Source organism: Mesorhizobium sp. P3_A2 (assembly GCF_056403115.1).
In genome coordinates this window covers 136,726-151,371 of sequence record NZ_JBFUGC010000014.1, presented here as the reverse complement: position 1 = coordinate 151,371, position 14,646 = coordinate 136,726, and the positions used below count along the sequence as shown (strand labels likewise).

The window sequence follows — 14,646 nt, the reverse complement described above, 5'->3', positions numbered from 1 at the left end:
TACGGGATCGCTGCCAGTTCGGCCGTAGCGGATGAAAGCACTGGCTGATAATGATGTGATACACTCTATCACAGGTGCACAGATGACATCGGATTCAGATAAGGCCGAAGCGGTCGAGCAGTTGCTCGACACGCCTGACCTTGCCACAGCCCTGGAAAGCGAACAATTCAAGAAGTTCCTTGACCAGCTTCCGATCGCGATTGCTGTTTCCGAGCTGAACGCGAATGAGCGCGTCGTGTATGTCAACCCGGAGTTTGAGAAGCTCTCGGGCTTGAGAGCCGCCCAATTGGCACGCAGGAACTGGGCAGCGCTTTCCGGAGTAGGTCTCCATGAGCGGCAGGACAGTGCGCTGGCTGACAGCATTGTAACAGATACCGATTTCGTGGGAACTTTTCGCCTGGAGCGCGGCGACGAACCGACCGTGGTTGATGCATACTCAAATGTGATCGTAGACGACAACGGCAAGGCTTGCTTTCGACTTGTTGCCCTTGTGGACGTAACGATCCATGGTGGAGCAGCGCCCACGGTTGATGAGCTTGTCCGCGAAAAGGATACTCTGCTGCGCGAGCTCCAACACAGGGTAAAAAATAATCTCCAGATGATTACCGCACTCATCCGGCTGGAAACCCGCAACGCAGCAGAGCCTGATCAGAAACGTTTCGAGCGGCTGGCGGGGCGCGTTGATGCTCTAGCCATCCTCTATCAAACGCTCTCGGCTGACGAGCAGAAGGACGACGTCGATCTCGGCATCTATTTGAGCCAAATAGCCTCAGCAGTCATGGCCTCGCATGCCGTTGAGGGCATACGCCTTGACATGAAGGTGGATACCTATCCAGTGTCGATCAACGTTGCAATGCCGACCGGCCTGGTTGTGAACGAACTGCTGACCAACGCACTCAAACACGGCTTTAAGGGACGCGAAGGCGGAACGATAACACTTCACAGCGTTGTCGACGGTGACGGTTGCCGGATCATCGTCGCGGATGACGGGATTGGTTTACCCGATGGAGAGACCTGGCCCAAGCCGGGCAAACTCGGGGCGCTAATCGCGCGTTCACTAACTGAGAACGCCAAGGCCTCGTTTGACGTGGTCTCAAGTTCAGCTGAAGGCACGAAAGTTACCATTATGTTCAAACGATCGACAGCCACGGGCTAAAAACTTTTTGCCTAAAAGGGAAGCCCAGGTATTTCGCCAGAAAGCGAATGCTTCGGTCTCCATCAGATCCCGATAGGGTTGTTCCGGAAGCAAGGCTGAATCCAACGCCGAGACCGCGACCGGCCCGGCTCTTGAGCATGATGATGAAATTGATGGATATAGGCCGCGGTCGGGCGCTCTCAAAAGGCCTAAGGGCGCAGAGCTGGGCGGCGGGGCGAATGGCATGCACCGAGTCGGGGTTGGTCACGGAATCAGCCTTTACCGACGAGCCAAAAGGACGGCTCTCCACCCTCAGGTCCGGAATGTCCCACAGAGCCAGTTCCTCGGCTTGCGTTTTTGCAGCTCTCGCTCCCCTGCTTGACCTATTCACAATCGCTGCAAGCAACGTACTATCGGTGATGACCACCGGGCTAAGTCTCCGCGTTTTGCCTCAACTTCATTAGCTGTGCCGCGTTCCAGGCTGACGGCTTTATCGAGGCTCTCCGTAGCTGGATCACGGTAACCCATGAGACGAACCCACGGTGCAAGCTCGGATGCTCAGAATACGTCGTCGAGACGCATTTAAGTCAAATCGACTATTCCTGACTTGGTGGGACGAATTCGCCCATGCCGGCGACTTGGGAGCCAGGCCGGCTGAACAAATTGCATATATTACCAGTTGCGCGACAAAGCCCCTATCGACTTTTCCCAGCTGAGGGTCGCACCAGCACGGGGAACATATGAGCCATGCTGAATGTTTGATTGCTTATGGACAGCCGCAACCTACTCTCAGCAGAGCAAGTAAGAGCAGCACGATCCCTACTGAACTGGTCGCGAGTCCGACTTGCCGCAAAGGCCAATCTTAGCGAAATGACGATCAGCGATTTTGAGAACAGCGTTAGGAAACCGCGTCCTCATAACATCGCAGCCATGCGCAATGCGTTTGAGGACGCCGGAATTGTCTTCAGCGTCGGAGGCACTCCATCGCTCGCCCGCCCTGAAGATGATAGTGGTCTCGCCACCAACAATAGAATGTGGCGCCGCCGGCAACGAAACGCATAGAGGGGAAAGCCAACCAACCTCTTTTTCGGACGCTTTGATAAGCTTAGCCTCGGCCGTCTGTCAGAGGAAGTGGCCCGCGCGTTCGGTTAAGGTCAGCGCGATGATGCGGGGGGCACCCTGGCCGCCGACTCGGACCGCTGAAGGAACGCGCTGGGGACAGCCTAACACTCTCAATGGAAAGGAGTTCCGGCTCAATGCAAAACCCCGCCACCGTCAGGCGGCAGCGGGCAAATCTTTTTTCCGTTAGTCGGGCAATTTTATTCAGGCCTCCGCGTTAAGGGTGCGCGCGCACGGCGGGGATTGAAGTGAAGGCTTCGATAGAGTTGAAGCGTTACTGGATGCGTGCGATCCGCACGCCGCGCTGGAAGTGGCGCGAGCTTCGATCCTTCAAGTCGAGGGGCGGTCAAACGTTGTCTCGCCCGCGATCGACGATTTTTTGATCGACTTGATGACCCTTGCATTCGTCACCGAAGCCTTTGGCAATCACCTGGCAGAGGCGGCTGGCAGACTTGCGCGGCGAAGGCTCTCAAAAGTCAGGCTGCTGACTATGACACGATAAGGCGGATTCAATGGCTAGGCTCCTTGAGTCGACGGTGTCGTCACCATCAGCGGCGACTAATGTTTCCGTCAATACACCCGGCGCGGTTTTTGTCAGGCTCGGGTTGTTGGGTGGGCACTAGGAGGCAGTCGTAACGGTCTCTCAACGGCTGACAAAAGGCGCAACCAGCCGTTTCAGCTGTTCAGTACGAGAACGTTAAGCAACCGGAGGCCAGCGTGGATGAAGTCCCGAGGCCTTGGTAGCCGATCGCCCGCGACGTCGAACCTGAAGTGCAAGGATTGACGATCTCCGGCCCTTGTTTCTTATCCCTGGCCGGCGCGACGGGGTCTGAAGTGGCAGCACTCTTCACCTCAACAGCGCCCAGGACCAATACGCACCAATCACCATTTGCACGGCGAACGCAGTGAACCTGAGACTGACCGCGATCTGGGTCGTGGAGACGAGGTGAATTGTCGACTGCACTATCCGCGCGCCTAACAGTGTAGAGGCCAGTGGATCAGTGACATCTGTCTTTGAAATAATGATCGCGACTCCGAGCAGGCCTCCGAAGATTGGAAGCCCTTCAATGCAATTGGCGTGGGCACGGGCTAACCTCTGCATAAAGGGGGAAAGAGCTGCGTTGTCTGGCGTAAAGCCGTTTGCTGCGACCTGTCCAGAAATCACCAGATACGTCCGGATCACCTCCATCACGATCAGCAGCCCCAGTGCCCAGGTGATGAACCCAGTCAATGCAAAAGCAGTCGCCGACATGTCCCGTCCCCGTTGCTAGCAGTCTCGGTCGTCGTAGCCCGATCAACTAGTCTAACGCTATGCGTTGGTGGAGGCCAACGGCACACTAGAGGCGCATCTGACCGACAGATTTTGGCCGGCTTCGGCAGGTTCGGCTGATCGCGTCCGAAATAGGTAGCGGACGTTGGGCACGGTGTGACCAAAGTGGAAAGCTAACACAACGGTCACCGCAATGGCCGACAGGAGGCGCACGCGGCCATTCGAACGCCGGCAATCACCGTTTGGTTCAATCAGACTACGACCAAACAGGCCTCGCTCCGCTGGCTTTCCCACTCGACCGGAAAGCCCCGAACCCAGCTGCTGCAATTGCATCGTGACACCCGTCGAGGATTGCCTCGATTAGTTCCGGGGCCATGAGCGTTAGCTGGAAGACGTGGGATATTAACGATCGATCGAGTTTCCTGGCCCCCGGCAAGTTGGGAAATCGTAGCGAACTGCCCTGTTTCCAGTTGGAAGCGGGCGTAAGGTTCCAGCCGAGCCTCGACAGCGCGCTCCAAGCCCAAAACTTAGCAACCTTCCGCTTTCAGGGACCGCACCATCCGAACCACAACTGGGTCATAACGGACTTTTTCCGATCTGCTGTAATTTATGGTGAAGAGTGCGGCACGGTCGTTGCAGATCGCGATAGCGCGGACATATCGAATCTGGCCATTCTTAATGCCGGAGTAACTGGCCCACCTCGGGGTGACACGCCGATAGGTCAGCTTCCAACCAACCTTTTCGTCCTCAATGATGCGGTGCTCGATCTCGGCGGGGAAACGGGCGTTCTCGAGTCTGGCACCCCAGACAGCAAGGAAGGCATCATTTTCGCCTTGAAAAGCCGCGCCTTGGTCCGAACGCTTTGTCAGGACAAAACCCGGCGGAACATTAAAGGTGAAGCCGAACTGTCTGATACCGAACTGTTGCCACGCCTCAGCTTGAAGAAGCGTGCTGCAAAATAGGACCGGAACGAGGCTCAGGAGAAAACGTACCATGGCGGGAAAAGGGTAGCCCCGCGATTCCGTTCCATCAGCAACAAATGATATATCCAAGGCCGATCGGGAAGGCGCTATTAGCGCCCAGGCGCTGCATAAGGCGCGGTGACAAACCAGCGGGAACGGGCAAGGGGACGTCTAGAATGAGTTCTTCCCGTCGACAGGCGCATTGTCGATTGCGCCCTCAAGAGGCGGGCTTCCTCTCATTGCTGCGGGCTGGCATGCCTCAATCGCACTTCGGCCTGGTTGAACGTGTGGATTAGAGCATCCTGTGCTTCGTTCAATACGCTCTGGCTATATGCGTCTACAGGCCCGAATGCATGGAAGTCGCCAAGCAAAGCGGTCTTCAGCGCTAGGAGGTGGCTGACAGGATCTTTTTGGCTCATCGATACAGCCACAAGTTCGGACCGCATTGAAAAGTTCAAGGGCAATAATTCTGCCCTGCAAATGCTCGTCCATTGTTGGCACTCCTCTTAACCCGCGATCTAAATCATTCTTGGGGCAGGCGGGAAAATCACCATTGGAACATGTTGTTCCGACCAGAGTGGCTTGCCGATAGGCAGGGATACGATTGCCGGCAGGCAGATCATGGAACCGGCTGCGAACAGCTATGACCTACCAGTTCGCATGCACTGTCCATCAATGATCACCCCGCGCCAAGTCAGAACAGCTTGCCGTCCAGCGCCAGGGCACGGGCCTCGGCAGCGTCTTCCGCCGTCAGGGTAATCTGCTCTGAGACGGATTTTCCGTCCTCAACCAGAAACTCGGTTGGGGCGATTTCGGACATGAGGCTGTGGGCTCGCACGGTCGGGCTTTTCGTCTGATTGGCACCTAATCCTCCTCCTCTAGAAAATCCTGGAGCGAAGCATGGCGCAAGTCTGCCTCGCCGCGCAGATGCTTCACACGGCCGATCAGGCCCGGCTTGACCCACTGCGTCGCCGGCCGCTTCATGCCCTTCGGCGCCGGGCCAGCGTGCTCCTGGACGCGCTTCCAGAGCCGATCGCGGATTTCCCGGCTCGAGTTGATGAAGGCAGAGCCGATATAGCGTCCGGTGCCGCGCTCGGCCATCAGGGCAAAGGCCGGTTGGCCGGGCCCGCGCTCGACGCCGAGCAGGTCGTATTCGCCGATGGTGTAACACTTCGCTTTCAACCAATTGGTCGATTGCCCGCTCCGGTAAACGCTGTCCCTGCGCTTCGAAACCATTCCTTCAAGCCCGGCCTGATCGACAAGATGGAAGATTGCTGCGGCATCGCCCGGCAGAGCCTGGCTGAACTGGATGCGTCGCCCCTCTGGGATCATCGCGGCCAGTATCTCGCGCCGGTCCTCCAGCGGCATGTCCCGCAAATCGTGGCAGTTGAGGTGCAGAAGGTCGAAGGCGACGAAATACAGATCATGTTGCCGCTGTGTAATCGCCTTACGCAGCGCTGCGAAGTCGGACAGCCCCGCATCGTTTAGAACGATGATCTCTCCGTCGATGATGGCACTTTGCACCTCATCGAGTTCGCCGGCGGCGCTGGCTATGTCGCGGTATTTCGCTGTCCAGTCGAGGCCACGGCGTGTGAAGACGCGGACCCCACCGGCATCCTTGACAATCTGGGATCGATAGCCGTCGAACTTGACTTCGTGAATCCAGTCGCCGCCTTCGGGAGGCTTCTCGACAAGGGTCGGCAACAAAGGATCGATAAACTTCAAACGCATGAACCACCACCCGCAACCCGGCGATTCAATAAGCTTAAGCTAAAATGGTTCCCAAATCAGGAAACCAAAAGGCTCTCGAAACGTTTAGGCGCTCAAACAATCGGAGGTGTAATGGGCAACCTTTTGCCACTTTCCTTGAAGCTCGTGGACGGGGCAAAAATGTGGGTGTCGTCCATCTGTGAAGCCGAGGTGGCGCTGCAAGGACAGTGGCGAAATAAACAAGCGGCGCCATACAAGGATGCTTGCCGACTCATCGCTGCAGCCAGGGCGGGAACCTGCACTCCGGCCATCGCGTTTGCGGCTTTCAAGGCCGCCGCTATCGATCAGCGCCTATTGCTGCCCGCCGAAAAGAGTGCCGCGCTAAAGATGCTGGATGAAGTGAGCGAGGACATACAGAAATGACGAAGCTGTCGGATCTAGGTCCGCCGGTCATATAGGCAAACGAGCCGAGCCCACCGATGAGGGAGACTGTTTCTACAACTGCCCGCACTGCGGCCAGTTGGTCGATCAACGCGACGCCCGGCAAGTGTTTTATCACGAAGGTCCGGGGCACGACCCGCTAGAGCCGGAGGACAGTGCGACGATTTTGCAGTTTAGACGGAAAGCGAACACACGCAGCTAGGGAGCCAACGAAGATGGCAGACGACAAGACGATTTCCGAGACCGTAACCGCGTATCGGCTGATGAGGATTATGAGGTTCAGTACTTCGCGGACAAGAACGGCATTGCGCCAGCGCAGGTCCGCGAACTGATCGCCAAGCACGGCAATGACCGTGAGACACTGGAGCGAGCCGTGAAGGCTGGCCTTGCTAAACGATAGCGGTAGAGCAGTCGAATGGAATGCCCGCGCTCGCCTCGTGCGAAGGCGGCGCGGGCCTGACCATGATGTTTGGGCATCTTTTGGTCCCAGCACGGACCGCTGAAGAACGGGCTGGGTACGGCATAACAGTCTCACTGGAAGGAAGTTCCGGCCATCAGCAAAAAGCCCGCCGGCCGGGCCGCGAGCAGAAAGCTCACATGGGGCAACTAGTCCGTACGCCATGTCGCCCAGCTTGGAGCGGGCCTAAGCCTAGCGCGCGACCTTTGCGGTTTCCTTTCGCCGCTGGCGGTGCTGTTCAAAAAAGGCGAGCTTGTCCTGATACCCGATCCGAACAGTCTCGGCACATCCCGCGCATTTGTAATTGGAAATCACTTTAAACCAGGACCCTTTGTGGACGACTGGAAGAAAGCAATAAGGGCATTCGAACCTGAGATCCAAGTCACGCATTTCATCTGGGATGGGCATTTGGGTTTCCTTTGTCGCCTAACCCAGCCGACAAGGGTTTGTTGCTCCTTTGGGTCCAATGCGTGTGCGAGTCAGACCTTTGCGCTGCGTAGCGGCGCGCCACCTCTCCCAGCTCCCAGCGCGCAGGCCAATCCGCGGGCCCGCGACTAAGGCAGGACGCGGGCCCGGCCAAGTCTTGCGGACCTTGGCCAGCAGCAGTGCTGCCGCCTACACAACCCACGGCCTAATATGCCGTTCAGCTAATTTCTCTTTTTCTTCTTGAGCAAAGGGATAAGCAGCATGGTCCGCATTGCCTCATGCTCCCGGCTATCAATCTCGACAGTCCAGTCGTCGCCGCGCTTGTGCCACGAAAAATCCGACCCGCGCAAAGCCTCGCGAAACGTCTCCGGGTGAATGCCCGCAGCGTTCGCCATTTTTGCGGCGTTAGTCAGTTCGGCCATGCCAATCCCAGTGCTCGGAAGGGCACAACGCAACTTGCCGCCACGAGTTCCTGGGGCGGAATGACTCACTGTCGGAGGCGGAATGACCGGTGCGGACCGGTGCTTGGGGGTGGAGGCCGCACCGGTCACTGCTGGATTGTTCGGATCTCCTCTCCGCGCCGCCCAAGCACCACGTCAGGTCGTGACATGACCCGTTGCCGAAGCATGCAATCGGGCGACGCGATCAAGTGTAGCCTTGTGGTTTCCACGGTCGGACCAGAAGGGGATTCTAGTCTGAAATTTGGGTAAATCGCCCGCAGTCAAGCTCCACTGGCTGTCCGTGAGGAGTCTGCAAATATGCTCGCCGCCACTCGTTCCGACGTCGTGCCAGCTCCGCGCACGACACGTTCCCTCTAGCATCCAGAATATGCTCGAGCGCTGACAGCACGGCTCTGTAATACGTGCCTGCGTCGTCGGCGCTCCCAGCAAGACTTGCCAAGCGGACTTCCTCGCCCAGGGTTTCCGTCCATGTTGATTGCGGGATCGTCCCCGATCCAATCAATAGATCGGCGATTGCCACTGCTTGGGCGTGCCATGGTTCAGCGAAGATTGGCTCGTCGTCTCGTCTCCTCAACGGCCCGTAGCCGGGATCAGGCACGCTCAAGGTAGCTCTCCCAAAGATCAACAAAAACGCGATCCGGCCGGTCCTTCGCCTCTGGCCATAGTTCCGATGCGGCGAAGCTGACCGTATAAAGGTGCTCCGCCTTATGTTCGCCCCGTGCAGACGCATCCGGGAAGACATGCGCACCATGACGAGCGAAGATGCTTCCTTTTCTGCCGCGCACATAACCGGGAAGACGAGTGTGTCCCGAGTGCCCCGACATCTTTCCGCGCACGGTCGCGCCTAGGGCAAACGATGGCCGAGCATCGATTTCACCCGCGTAGCTGCGTGGATTTTTCGCGTAAGCCCTCGCCTCCTCCGCAGTCTCAGGCGGATATCCTGGCTGCGGCGTGAATGTCGATGCCCCTGATTTGAGCTCCGCCAAAGTGATATAGCCCACGTCGATCATTTCAGCTGCAAGGGTGAGCAGCCAATGATCGAAATAGGATCGAGTCAGGTAGTCCGCCGGAACGATCAACTCGCGGCAGTGCCGGAACCAGTCTATCGACCAGTCGCCAGCGGCGGCCTGCGCCAATCCGAAAGCGCGTATTTCCCACTGTTCATGGAAAGGTCGACCATCGCCCGGGCCTTGAATCGAGCCAAAGCCTTCTCGTCCACCGAGATCATGAACGCCATCCATCAGCGGCCACTCAGCGACGGCGAGAGATCCCTTTCCGTTCCGATCATCGAGTTGCGCGTCACCAGTCGCGAAAGAGAGGCCTCGTCCAGGCTCTCAGTGCCCGCCGGCTGTTGCGGCAGCACGAGGTATCGTCTTTCTGACGTCGAGTCCCAGACGCGCACTTCAATGGTGTCTTCGAGTTCGACGCCAAATTCTTTCAGGACTCCCCGAGGATCGCGTACGGCGCGCGCTCTGTACTCGTTGGACTTGTACCATGCGGGCGACATGCCCAGAATGGAAAACGGATAGCAGGAACAAAGCGTGCAGACGACGAGGTTATGAACGTCCGGGGTATTCGCGACAGCGTCTAAATGACCCGTCGCGTGGCCCGCAAAGCCCAACTCGTCGATCGCCGACGTAGCGTTTGCGAGCAGGCGCGCTTTGAAGGCGGGATCTTTCCACGCTCGCGCCACAACTCTCGCGCCGCGCTTGGGTCCGATCTCCTCCCTATACATCTCGATCCACGCGTCCATCGCTTCCGGATCGACCAATCGCTTTTCGACCAGGAGACTCTCGAGAGCCTTCGCTCTCAGAGCCGGCTCGGACGGTAAGTCGTGGTGCAAGTCGTGATGAATCTTCGAAATCTTTTGAGAATTGAAACTCGTCATCGACGTCCCTCGATTTGAGGCCCAATCGGCGGAATTTATCACGAGCACAAGAAGGTTGCAAAAAGGACCGGGCCGATACCGCCCGGTAAGATCAGACCTTTGCAATGTTGAGAAGTACTACTTGAGAATGTTACATCCTGCGCCCCCTGCTCGCCGCCACCGGCGCGCCCTAGCAGGGCAAGATGGTGATCGACACCGTCAAGGGCGACATTCTCGACATAGGCAAGAACCTCGTCGGCATAAGCAGCATCTGCCCGACACCATCGGCATTTCGGCCCTTTTGACCACGACCATGCCTACATGAAGGTCATCACCGACACGATGAAGGAAAAGGGCATTCGCGATGACTACGTCGTGCTGGTCGGCGAAGCGCCGCTCGACGAGGCAAGGCCGTCGACGCCGATGCCTATTGCCGCGAGGCGCCGGTGGCGCACGGCTTGACCCACCACTTACCATCCGCTCGGCATTATGGGACTATTGTCCTCGTTGCGGGGAACCCTTCAACGGAGATCGCCAATGGCCAGAACCAAACCTTCCAAGCAGTAGCAGGACGAAATCGAGCGCTTTCTGATTGCGGCAGAGGCACCGCACAAGAGCATCTTTGGTCCCATCTGGCGTACCACCGCGAGCACCACCAAGCGCTTCGTGACGTCCACGCACCGCTGGCCATCATCGGCAAGGGGGCTTTCATGCAGTGGAATTTGACCGGCCCCGGCGCAGTCTGTCGCTGTCCTTTGCGGTTCTCAAGGGGGTGAGAGAGCCGCAAAGGACAGCGACAGCACCAGAGCAACGATGACGAGCGTCGCCAGAACCCCTGTAGCGATCCAGAACCTTTTCGACTTCGGCACGGTCATCCGCCCTCGCCGCCGGCACGATTCTGCATCGCATCGAAGATGACGTCGAACACGCTGCCGACTTCTTCGGTGATCTCTTCCAGGCTGATGCCCTCTTGTTCGGCCGCCTTAATAGCCTGATCGGCAAGGTCGGTAATTGCCGCCGGATCGTCGGTGAAGGCGTTCGGCAGATGCTCCGCCATCCATTTTTCTAGGAAATCGATTCCGCGCTTGCTCATTGAAGGACCCAAAAAGCGACCAGAACGAAGGAGACAAGAAACAGTGCGGCGGCCGCTACCAATCCCCCCTTGCTCACCTCCCGCCTTGGCTGAGGATCGGGTATAAGTTTCGTACGGTTCGGCTGTTCGCTCATGTGGAATTAAGTTGCGGCAGCAAATTAGGTTCCGCTAACCCTTTTGCCGGCTCGGCCCCTCCGGAGCCAATCTCCTCAGGCTTCCGCGATCACACCATAGGCTAACGCGATCCCGCCAGGTCACAATACATCTACAAGCGGTCGATTCCTTAGGGATGTAGCCGCTCCCATCAGAGGTCCGTCGCGTGGGGGCACGCGGCGGACTGCTGGTGGCTCGTCCGGCCGACCAGCGCGGGGCCTCGAGCATCGCCAGCCGATGGTGGGTATGTTTAACTGACGTAAGGAACGTCGTCCTGCACGGTTCAGGAACGGAAGGAGCCCATTCTACAACACGTTGTATCGGCGTATGATGCCTCGCCAGCCGGCACCCTCACGCCGGTTAGGCCCGGTGGTCAAAACCCAAGCCCCCCGCCCTTGACCGCTGGGCCGCCAGTAGCCTCGCCAGCGCGCATTTATGCCAAGCGCTGTCTGTTATCCGTGCTCCTAGCGCAACCCCTACATGATGGCTTCGAAGAATCGGACCAATTTCTTCATCCATCTCCTGACCCGGAATGCCTTGGGTTTACGCTCCGTTTCGCGTCTACTGCCATATCGGTGACCTATCGCGCGGATTGCCAACCCATCCCCTGCTGCATCCATCACCTCCAGCGGAATCTGTCGCGCGCCCTTCGACATTTTACAGGGGGTTGCGCCACCAGATGGACAAGTTAAGTCCCGCAGCGAAACTCACCCACGCTAGGTAGGGAAGAAGCAGCACGGCAGCAGCGGCATTCACGGGGTCAAACATTATAATCGTCGTCACGATCGCAGCCCAAAGCACTATGATCTCCACCAACGCAAGCCCGGGTCGGTGAAGTCCAAAAAAGATCGGCGTCCACGCAGCATTCAGCAGAAGTTGGACCGCATAGACGCTGAGAGGTAGTGCTGCGCCCGCAATGCCTGCCTCTCGCCATACGAGCCAGCCCGACAGTCCGATCGATGCATAGAGAACCGTCCAGACCGGGGCGAACAGCCAATCGGGCGGGCGCCATCTTGGCTTGTCGAGCTGCTTGTACCAGTCGCCTGGCCTAAAGATTACGCCGGTAGCCGCCGCAGCGAAGCTCGCGACCTCGAAGGCGACCAGCACGAGAAGGGAGTGCATGTCCATCAGCCAAAGACCTTTGTCATCGCCGTCACGGACCCCGAGCGGACAGTCGTGTATACGGTATAGCTGGCGCAAAGGCGAAGCTCAGCGCCGCAATGGGCTTTCCACTTGAGCCCTGATTTCCGTGCTCGATGGGATTTGCTCCGATTTCTCCCGCCTCTCCACGGCGACATGAGTGACCGGCTGGTGCGGCGGATGCGGGCGCTCGTGCGGGCGCATCCCTTTTGCCCAGAGAAGCAAGGCCTCCCAGTGAATGCCGACTATGACCTTCAGCGTCAGAAGAGGGTAAGCCAAGAAGGTAGCCGCCAGCCTCGCGTCGCTGAGCGGTTGCCGCTTGCCCGAGAAACTGGCGACGATCAGCGGTCCCTGACCGTCGCTGCCGGTTATGTGAAGCGAGACGGCCTCATCGGGCAGACCGATCCGGAAGCGATATTGCATGCCCATGCCAATGAAAGGCGAGACATAGAGGCGCTTGACACAATGCTGCTCGACCACGCCTTGGCGTTCGCAATCCTCGACAGGGATGAGATAGGTGTGTCGCTGCCCAAACGTATTGTTCACCTCATAGAGGATGGCGGCGAGATCGCCCTGCCGGCGGTAGCAGAAATAGACGCTGAGCGGATTAAAGGCATAGCCCAGCATCCGCGGCATCGACAGAAGCCGCACAGCACCGCCGTCGATCTCGATTCCGGCCATGTTCAGTTGGCGCTCGACATAGGCCTTGAGCGCGCCGCCGGAACCGTCGCCGTGGTCCCGGTCGGCAAAGCTCAAAAAATTGAACCGGTTGCGCGAGAAGAGCCATAGCCTTGCAGCTAGACTGTCGATCTCATCAAGGTCAAGCAGCAGAAAGAACATACGGTAGGACAGCCTGTGCCGGCGCGGTTTCAGGCGCTGGTGCATGACCCTGCCGGTATAAAGGGCTGATTGAACATCTGGCATCAGGCGGCTGCCAGATCAGGCCGCTCAACGGCTGCCGAAAGGTGGATCCTGCCCGATTCGTCGACCACATCCCAAGGGCGCCGCATGCCACCCAGCGCCTCGGCCACGGCAAGGCCGGACTGCAGTCCGTCCTCGTGAAAACCGGCACCGAAATAGGCGCCGCAGAACCAGGTGTTGCGGACCCCTTGGAGCGACCAAAGTTTCTTCTGGGCGCGCATCGCGGAGGTGTCGAATGCCGGGTGCTCGTAGATCACGCTATGTTTTACCGCGCGAGCCTCGGGTTCCATAGCGGGGTTGAGGGTGACAAACAGCGGCAGTTGGTCAGGCAGGGACTGCAGCCTGTTCATCCAATATGTGACCGAGAGCTGGCGGGTTTCACCGCGTGTTTCGGCAAGGTAATTCCAGCTCGACCAGGCCCGCTTCCTGCGCGGCATGAGGCGGGGATCCGAGTGCAGCACGGCCTCGTTTCGACTGTAGCCAAAGCTACCCAGCAACTGCTTCTCCTCATGGCTCGCGTCGGGAAGCATGGCCAGCGCCTGATTGGCATGGGTCGCTACCACCACCTGGTCGAAGCGTTGCTCGACGCCGTCAATATCGGTGAGCCATACCGCTCCCGAGTTCCGCGCAATGCAACGCACGCGACGCCCCAGGAATATCCGGCCGGTAAATCGACCAGCCAAATTCTCGACGTAATTGCGACTGCCGCCATCAACCGTCCGCCACATCGGCCGGCCGGCAAACTTCAGCAAGCCGTGATTGTCGCAGAACCGGATAAAGGCGGCGGCCGGGTAGTTCCCGACTTCAGCCGCCGGCGTCGACCAGATCGCGGCTGCCATCGGGTACAGGTGGTCCTCGCGAAATGCTGCACCATAGCCTTTGGCATCCAGATACTCGGCAAGGCTGCTCTCGCCGATCCGTGAAATGTCGTAGGGCGCTTCGCGATAGAATCGAAGCAACTCCCTGAGCATCTGCCAGAACCGTAGGCGTGTGACGTTGCCGGGATGTGCAAGAAGACCGCCCAACCCGGTCCCGGAATATTCCAGGCGGCCGCCGTCCAGCGAAACCGCAAAGGACATCTCGGATGGCTTGGTGCGCACACCCATATGGGCAAAAAGAGCCGTCAGATTGGGATAGGTTACCTCATTGTAGACGATGAATCCGGTGTCCACCTGGGTTCCGCCGGCATTGACAGTGTTGCTGTGGCCGCCAAGCCGAGTATCTGCCTCGAACAACGATACGTTGTGGTTCTGCGAGAGCAGCCACGCCGCCGACAGACCGGAAATGCCACTGCCGATGACCGCTATGTCCATCGGCCCATCCGTGACCCGGCGTTTGCCTGCTAACGTCATACGCACGCTCCAGTTTCCAGTGGAAGGCGTTGCCCTCCTGTCCTAACTTCAACTTCAACTTCTACGCGGCTGCAGGCGGCATGGATCACAGTTGCGCGGAAAGCCGCGGAGGTTTGTGATCCGAACGCGGCCAGCGCGC

16 protein-coding genes and 2 pseudogenes are annotated in these 14,646 nt (G+C 58.4%); 6 read left to right on the top strand and 12 right to left on the bottom strand.

Going from position 1 to position 14,646, the window contains the following annotated elements:
* The first annotated feature begins 82 nt into the window (after nucleotides 1-82).
* Nucleotides 83-1,156 (top strand): histidine kinase dimerization/phosphoacceptor domain -containing protein, encoded by a 1,074-nt coding sequence (locus AC1DXM_RS27170; protein WP_477237980.1) that lies wholly within the window; start codon nucleotides 83-85, stop codon nucleotides 1,154-1,156.
* Here the strand turns inward: AC1DXM_RS27170 and AC1DXM_RS27165 are convergent.
* Nucleotides 1,131-1,562 (bottom strand): hypothetical protein, encoded by a 432-nt coding sequence (locus AC1DXM_RS27165; RefSeq protein ID WP_477237930.1) that lies wholly within the window; start codon nucleotides 1,560-1,562, stop codon nucleotides 1,131-1,133. The genes AC1DXM_RS27170 and AC1DXM_RS27165 overlap by 26 nt on opposite strands.
* Nucleotides 1,563-1,903: 341 nt before the next feature.
* Between AC1DXM_RS27165 and AC1DXM_RS27160 the strand changes: the two genes are divergently transcribed.
* Complete coding sequence (locus tag AC1DXM_RS27160; RefSeq protein WP_477237928.1) at nucleotides 1,904-2,197, top strand: helix-turn-helix domain-containing protein; 294 nt, start codon at nucleotides 1,904-1,906, stop codon at nucleotides 2,195-2,197.
* 904 nt (nucleotides 2,198-3,101) lie between these two features.
* Here AC1DXM_RS27160 and AC1DXM_RS27155 read toward each other — a convergent pair.
* The gene (locus AC1DXM_RS27155; protein ID WP_477237926.1) at nucleotides 3,102-3,506 is read right to left on the bottom strand and encodes an MAPEG family protein; all 405 of its coding nucleotides are present in this window, start codon (nucleotides 3,504-3,506) and stop codon (nucleotides 3,102-3,104) included.
* Nucleotides 3,507-3,898: 392 nt separating this feature from the next.
* Between AC1DXM_RS27155 and AC1DXM_RS27150 the strand changes: the two genes are divergently transcribed.
* Complete coding sequence (locus AC1DXM_RS27150; RefSeq protein WP_477237924.1) at nucleotides 3,899-4,486, top strand: hypothetical protein; 588 nt, start codon at nucleotides 3,899-3,901, stop codon at nucleotides 4,484-4,486.
* Between the two features lie 694 nt (nucleotides 4,487-5,180).
* Here AC1DXM_RS27150 and AC1DXM_RS27145 read toward each other — a convergent pair.
* Together AC1DXM_RS27145 and AC1DXM_RS27140 are read right to left on the bottom strand one after the other, a co-directional pair.
* Nucleotides 5,181-5,306, bottom strand: a complete 126-nt coding sequence (locus AC1DXM_RS27145) for a hypothetical protein (RefSeq protein ID WP_477237922.1) — start codon at nucleotides 5,304-5,306, stop codon at nucleotides 5,181-5,183.
* 44 nt (nucleotides 5,307-5,350) lie between these two features.
* Complete coding sequence (locus AC1DXM_RS27140) at nucleotides 5,351-6,217, bottom strand: ATP-dependent DNA ligase (RefSeq protein WP_477237920.1); 867 nt, start codon at nucleotides 6,215-6,217, stop codon at nucleotides 5,351-5,353.
* 111 nt (nucleotides 6,218-6,328) lie between these two features.
* Here AC1DXM_RS27140 and AC1DXM_RS27135 point away from each other — a divergent pair, with 111 nt between their 5' ends.
* Both AC1DXM_RS27135 and AC1DXM_RS27130 read left to right on the top strand, forming a co-directional pair.
* A complete protein-coding gene (locus AC1DXM_RS27135; protein ID WP_477237918.1) occupies nucleotides 6,329-6,619 on the top strand; it encodes a DUF982 domain-containing protein in 291 nt (96 codons plus the stop codon).
* 265 nt (nucleotides 6,620-6,884) lie between these two features.
* Nucleotides 6,885-7,037, top strand: a pseudogene (locus AC1DXM_RS27130) (DUF3606 domain-containing protein); the annotation flags it as partial.
* A gap of 704 nt (nucleotides 7,038-7,741) precedes the next feature.
* Here the strand turns inward: AC1DXM_RS27130 and AC1DXM_RS27125 are convergent.
* The 4 genes from AC1DXM_RS27125 to nthA all read right to left on the bottom strand — a co-directional run bounded on the left by AC1DXM_RS27125 (nucleotide 7,742) and on the right by nthA (nucleotide 9,869).
* Nucleotides 7,742-7,942: a hypothetical protein gene (locus tag AC1DXM_RS27125; RefSeq protein ID WP_477237916.1), complete on the bottom strand. Its 201-nt coding sequence runs from the start codon at nucleotides 7,940-7,942 to the stop codon at nucleotides 7,742-7,744.
* A 268-nt stretch (nucleotides 7,943-8,210) separates the two neighbouring features.
* Complete coding sequence (locus AC1DXM_RS27120) at nucleotides 8,211-8,579, bottom strand: hypothetical protein (RefSeq protein ID WP_477237978.1); 369 nt, start codon at nucleotides 8,577-8,579, stop codon at nucleotides 8,211-8,213.
* Entirely contained in the window at nucleotides 8,572-9,222 is a 651-nt protein-coding gene (gene nthB / locus AC1DXM_RS27115; RefSeq protein ID WP_477237914.1) for a nitrile hydratase subunit beta, read from the bottom strand. The genes AC1DXM_RS27120 and nthB overlap by 8 nt, the downstream gene beginning before the upstream one ends.
* Complete coding sequence (gene nthA, locus AC1DXM_RS27110) at nucleotides 9,222-9,869, bottom strand: nitrile hydratase subunit alpha (protein WP_477237912.1); 648 nt, start codon at nucleotides 9,867-9,869, stop codon at nucleotides 9,222-9,224. Before nthA ends, nthB begins: the two co-directional genes overlap by 1 nt.
* 131 nt (nucleotides 9,870-10,000) lie before the next feature.
* Here nthA and AC1DXM_RS27105 point away from each other — a divergent pair.
* Nucleotides 10,001-10,300 (top strand): annotated as a pseudogene (locus tag AC1DXM_RS27105) (cobalamin-binding protein); the annotation flags it as partial.
* 419 nt (nucleotides 10,301-10,719) lie between these two features.
* Here AC1DXM_RS27105 and AC1DXM_RS27100 read toward each other — a convergent pair.
* The 4 genes from AC1DXM_RS27100 to AC1DXM_RS27085 form a co-directional block, all read right to left on the bottom strand.
* A complete protein-coding gene (locus tag AC1DXM_RS27100) occupies nucleotides 10,720-10,905 on the bottom strand; it encodes a hypothetical protein (protein ID WP_477237910.1) in 186 nt (61 codons plus the stop codon).
* 846 nt (nucleotides 10,906-11,751) lie between these two features.
* Entirely contained in the window at nucleotides 11,752-12,216 is a 465-nt protein-coding gene (locus AC1DXM_RS27095; protein WP_477237976.1) for a TspO/MBR family protein, read from the bottom strand.
* 87 nt (nucleotides 12,217-12,303) lie between these two features.
* Nucleotides 12,304-13,161, bottom strand: coding sequence for a DUF1365 domain-containing protein (locus tag AC1DXM_RS27090; RefSeq protein WP_477237974.1), 858 nt, complete (start codon nucleotides 13,159-13,161; stop codon nucleotides 12,304-12,306).
* A complete protein-coding gene (locus AC1DXM_RS27085; protein WP_477237908.1) occupies nucleotides 13,158-14,468 on the bottom strand; it encodes an NAD(P)/FAD-dependent oxidoreductase in 1,311 nt (436 codons plus the stop codon). The genes AC1DXM_RS27090 and AC1DXM_RS27085 overlap by 4 nt, the downstream gene beginning before the upstream one ends.
* Nucleotides 14,469-14,646 lie beyond the last annotated feature (178 nt).

Excerpts from the sequence above, each read along its gene's own strand:
- AC1DXM_RS27170 (WP_477237980.1), top strand. The coding sequence starts at position 83 with ATGACATCGGATTCAGATAAGGCCGAAGCGGTCGAGCAGTTGCTCGAC.
- AC1DXM_RS27160 (WP_477237928.1), top strand. The coding sequence starts at position 1,904 with ATGGACAGCCGCAACCTACTCTCAGCAGAGCAAGTAAGAGCAGCACGA.
- AC1DXM_RS27155 (WP_477237926.1), bottom strand. The coding sequence starts at position 3,506 with ATGTCGGCGACTGCTTTTGCATTGACTGGGTTCATCACCTGGGCACTG.
- AC1DXM_RS27150 (WP_477237924.1), top strand. The coding sequence starts at position 3,899 with ATGAGCGTTAGCTGGAAGACGTGGGATATTAACGATCGATCGAGTTTC.
- AC1DXM_RS27145 (WP_477237922.1), bottom strand. The coding sequence starts at position 5,306 with ATGTCCGAAATCGCCCCAACCGAGTTTCTGGTTGAGGACGGAAAATCC.
- AC1DXM_RS27140 (WP_477237920.1), bottom strand. The coding sequence starts at position 6,217 with ATGCGTTTGAAGTTTATCGATCCTTTGTTGCCGACCCTTGTCGAGAAG.
- AC1DXM_RS27135 (WP_477237918.1), top strand. The coding sequence starts at position 6,329 with ATGGGCAACCTTTTGCCACTTTCCTTGAAGCTCGTGGACGGGGCAAAA.
- AC1DXM_RS27125 (WP_477237916.1), bottom strand. The coding sequence starts at position 7,942 with ATGGCCGAACTGACTAACGCCGCAAAAATGGCGAACGCTGCGGGCATT.
- nthB (WP_477237914.1), bottom strand. The coding sequence starts at position 9,222 with ATGGATGGCGTTCATGATCTCGGTGGACGAGAAGGCTTTGGCTCGATT.
- nthA (WP_477237912.1), bottom strand. The coding sequence starts at position 9,869 with ATGACGAGTTTCAATTCTCAAAAGATTTCGAAGATTCATCACGACTTG.
- AC1DXM_RS27100 (WP_477237910.1), bottom strand. The coding sequence starts at position 10,905 with ATGGCGGAGCATCTGCCGAACGCCTTCACCGACGATCCGGCGGCAATT.
- AC1DXM_RS27095 (WP_477237976.1), bottom strand. The coding sequence starts at position 12,216 with ATGCACTCCCTTCTCGTGCTGGTCGCCTTCGAGGTCGCGAGCTTCGCT.
- AC1DXM_RS27085 (WP_477237908.1), bottom strand. The coding sequence starts at position 14,468 with ATGGACATAGCGGTCATCGGCAGTGGCATTTCCGGTCTGTCGGCGGCG.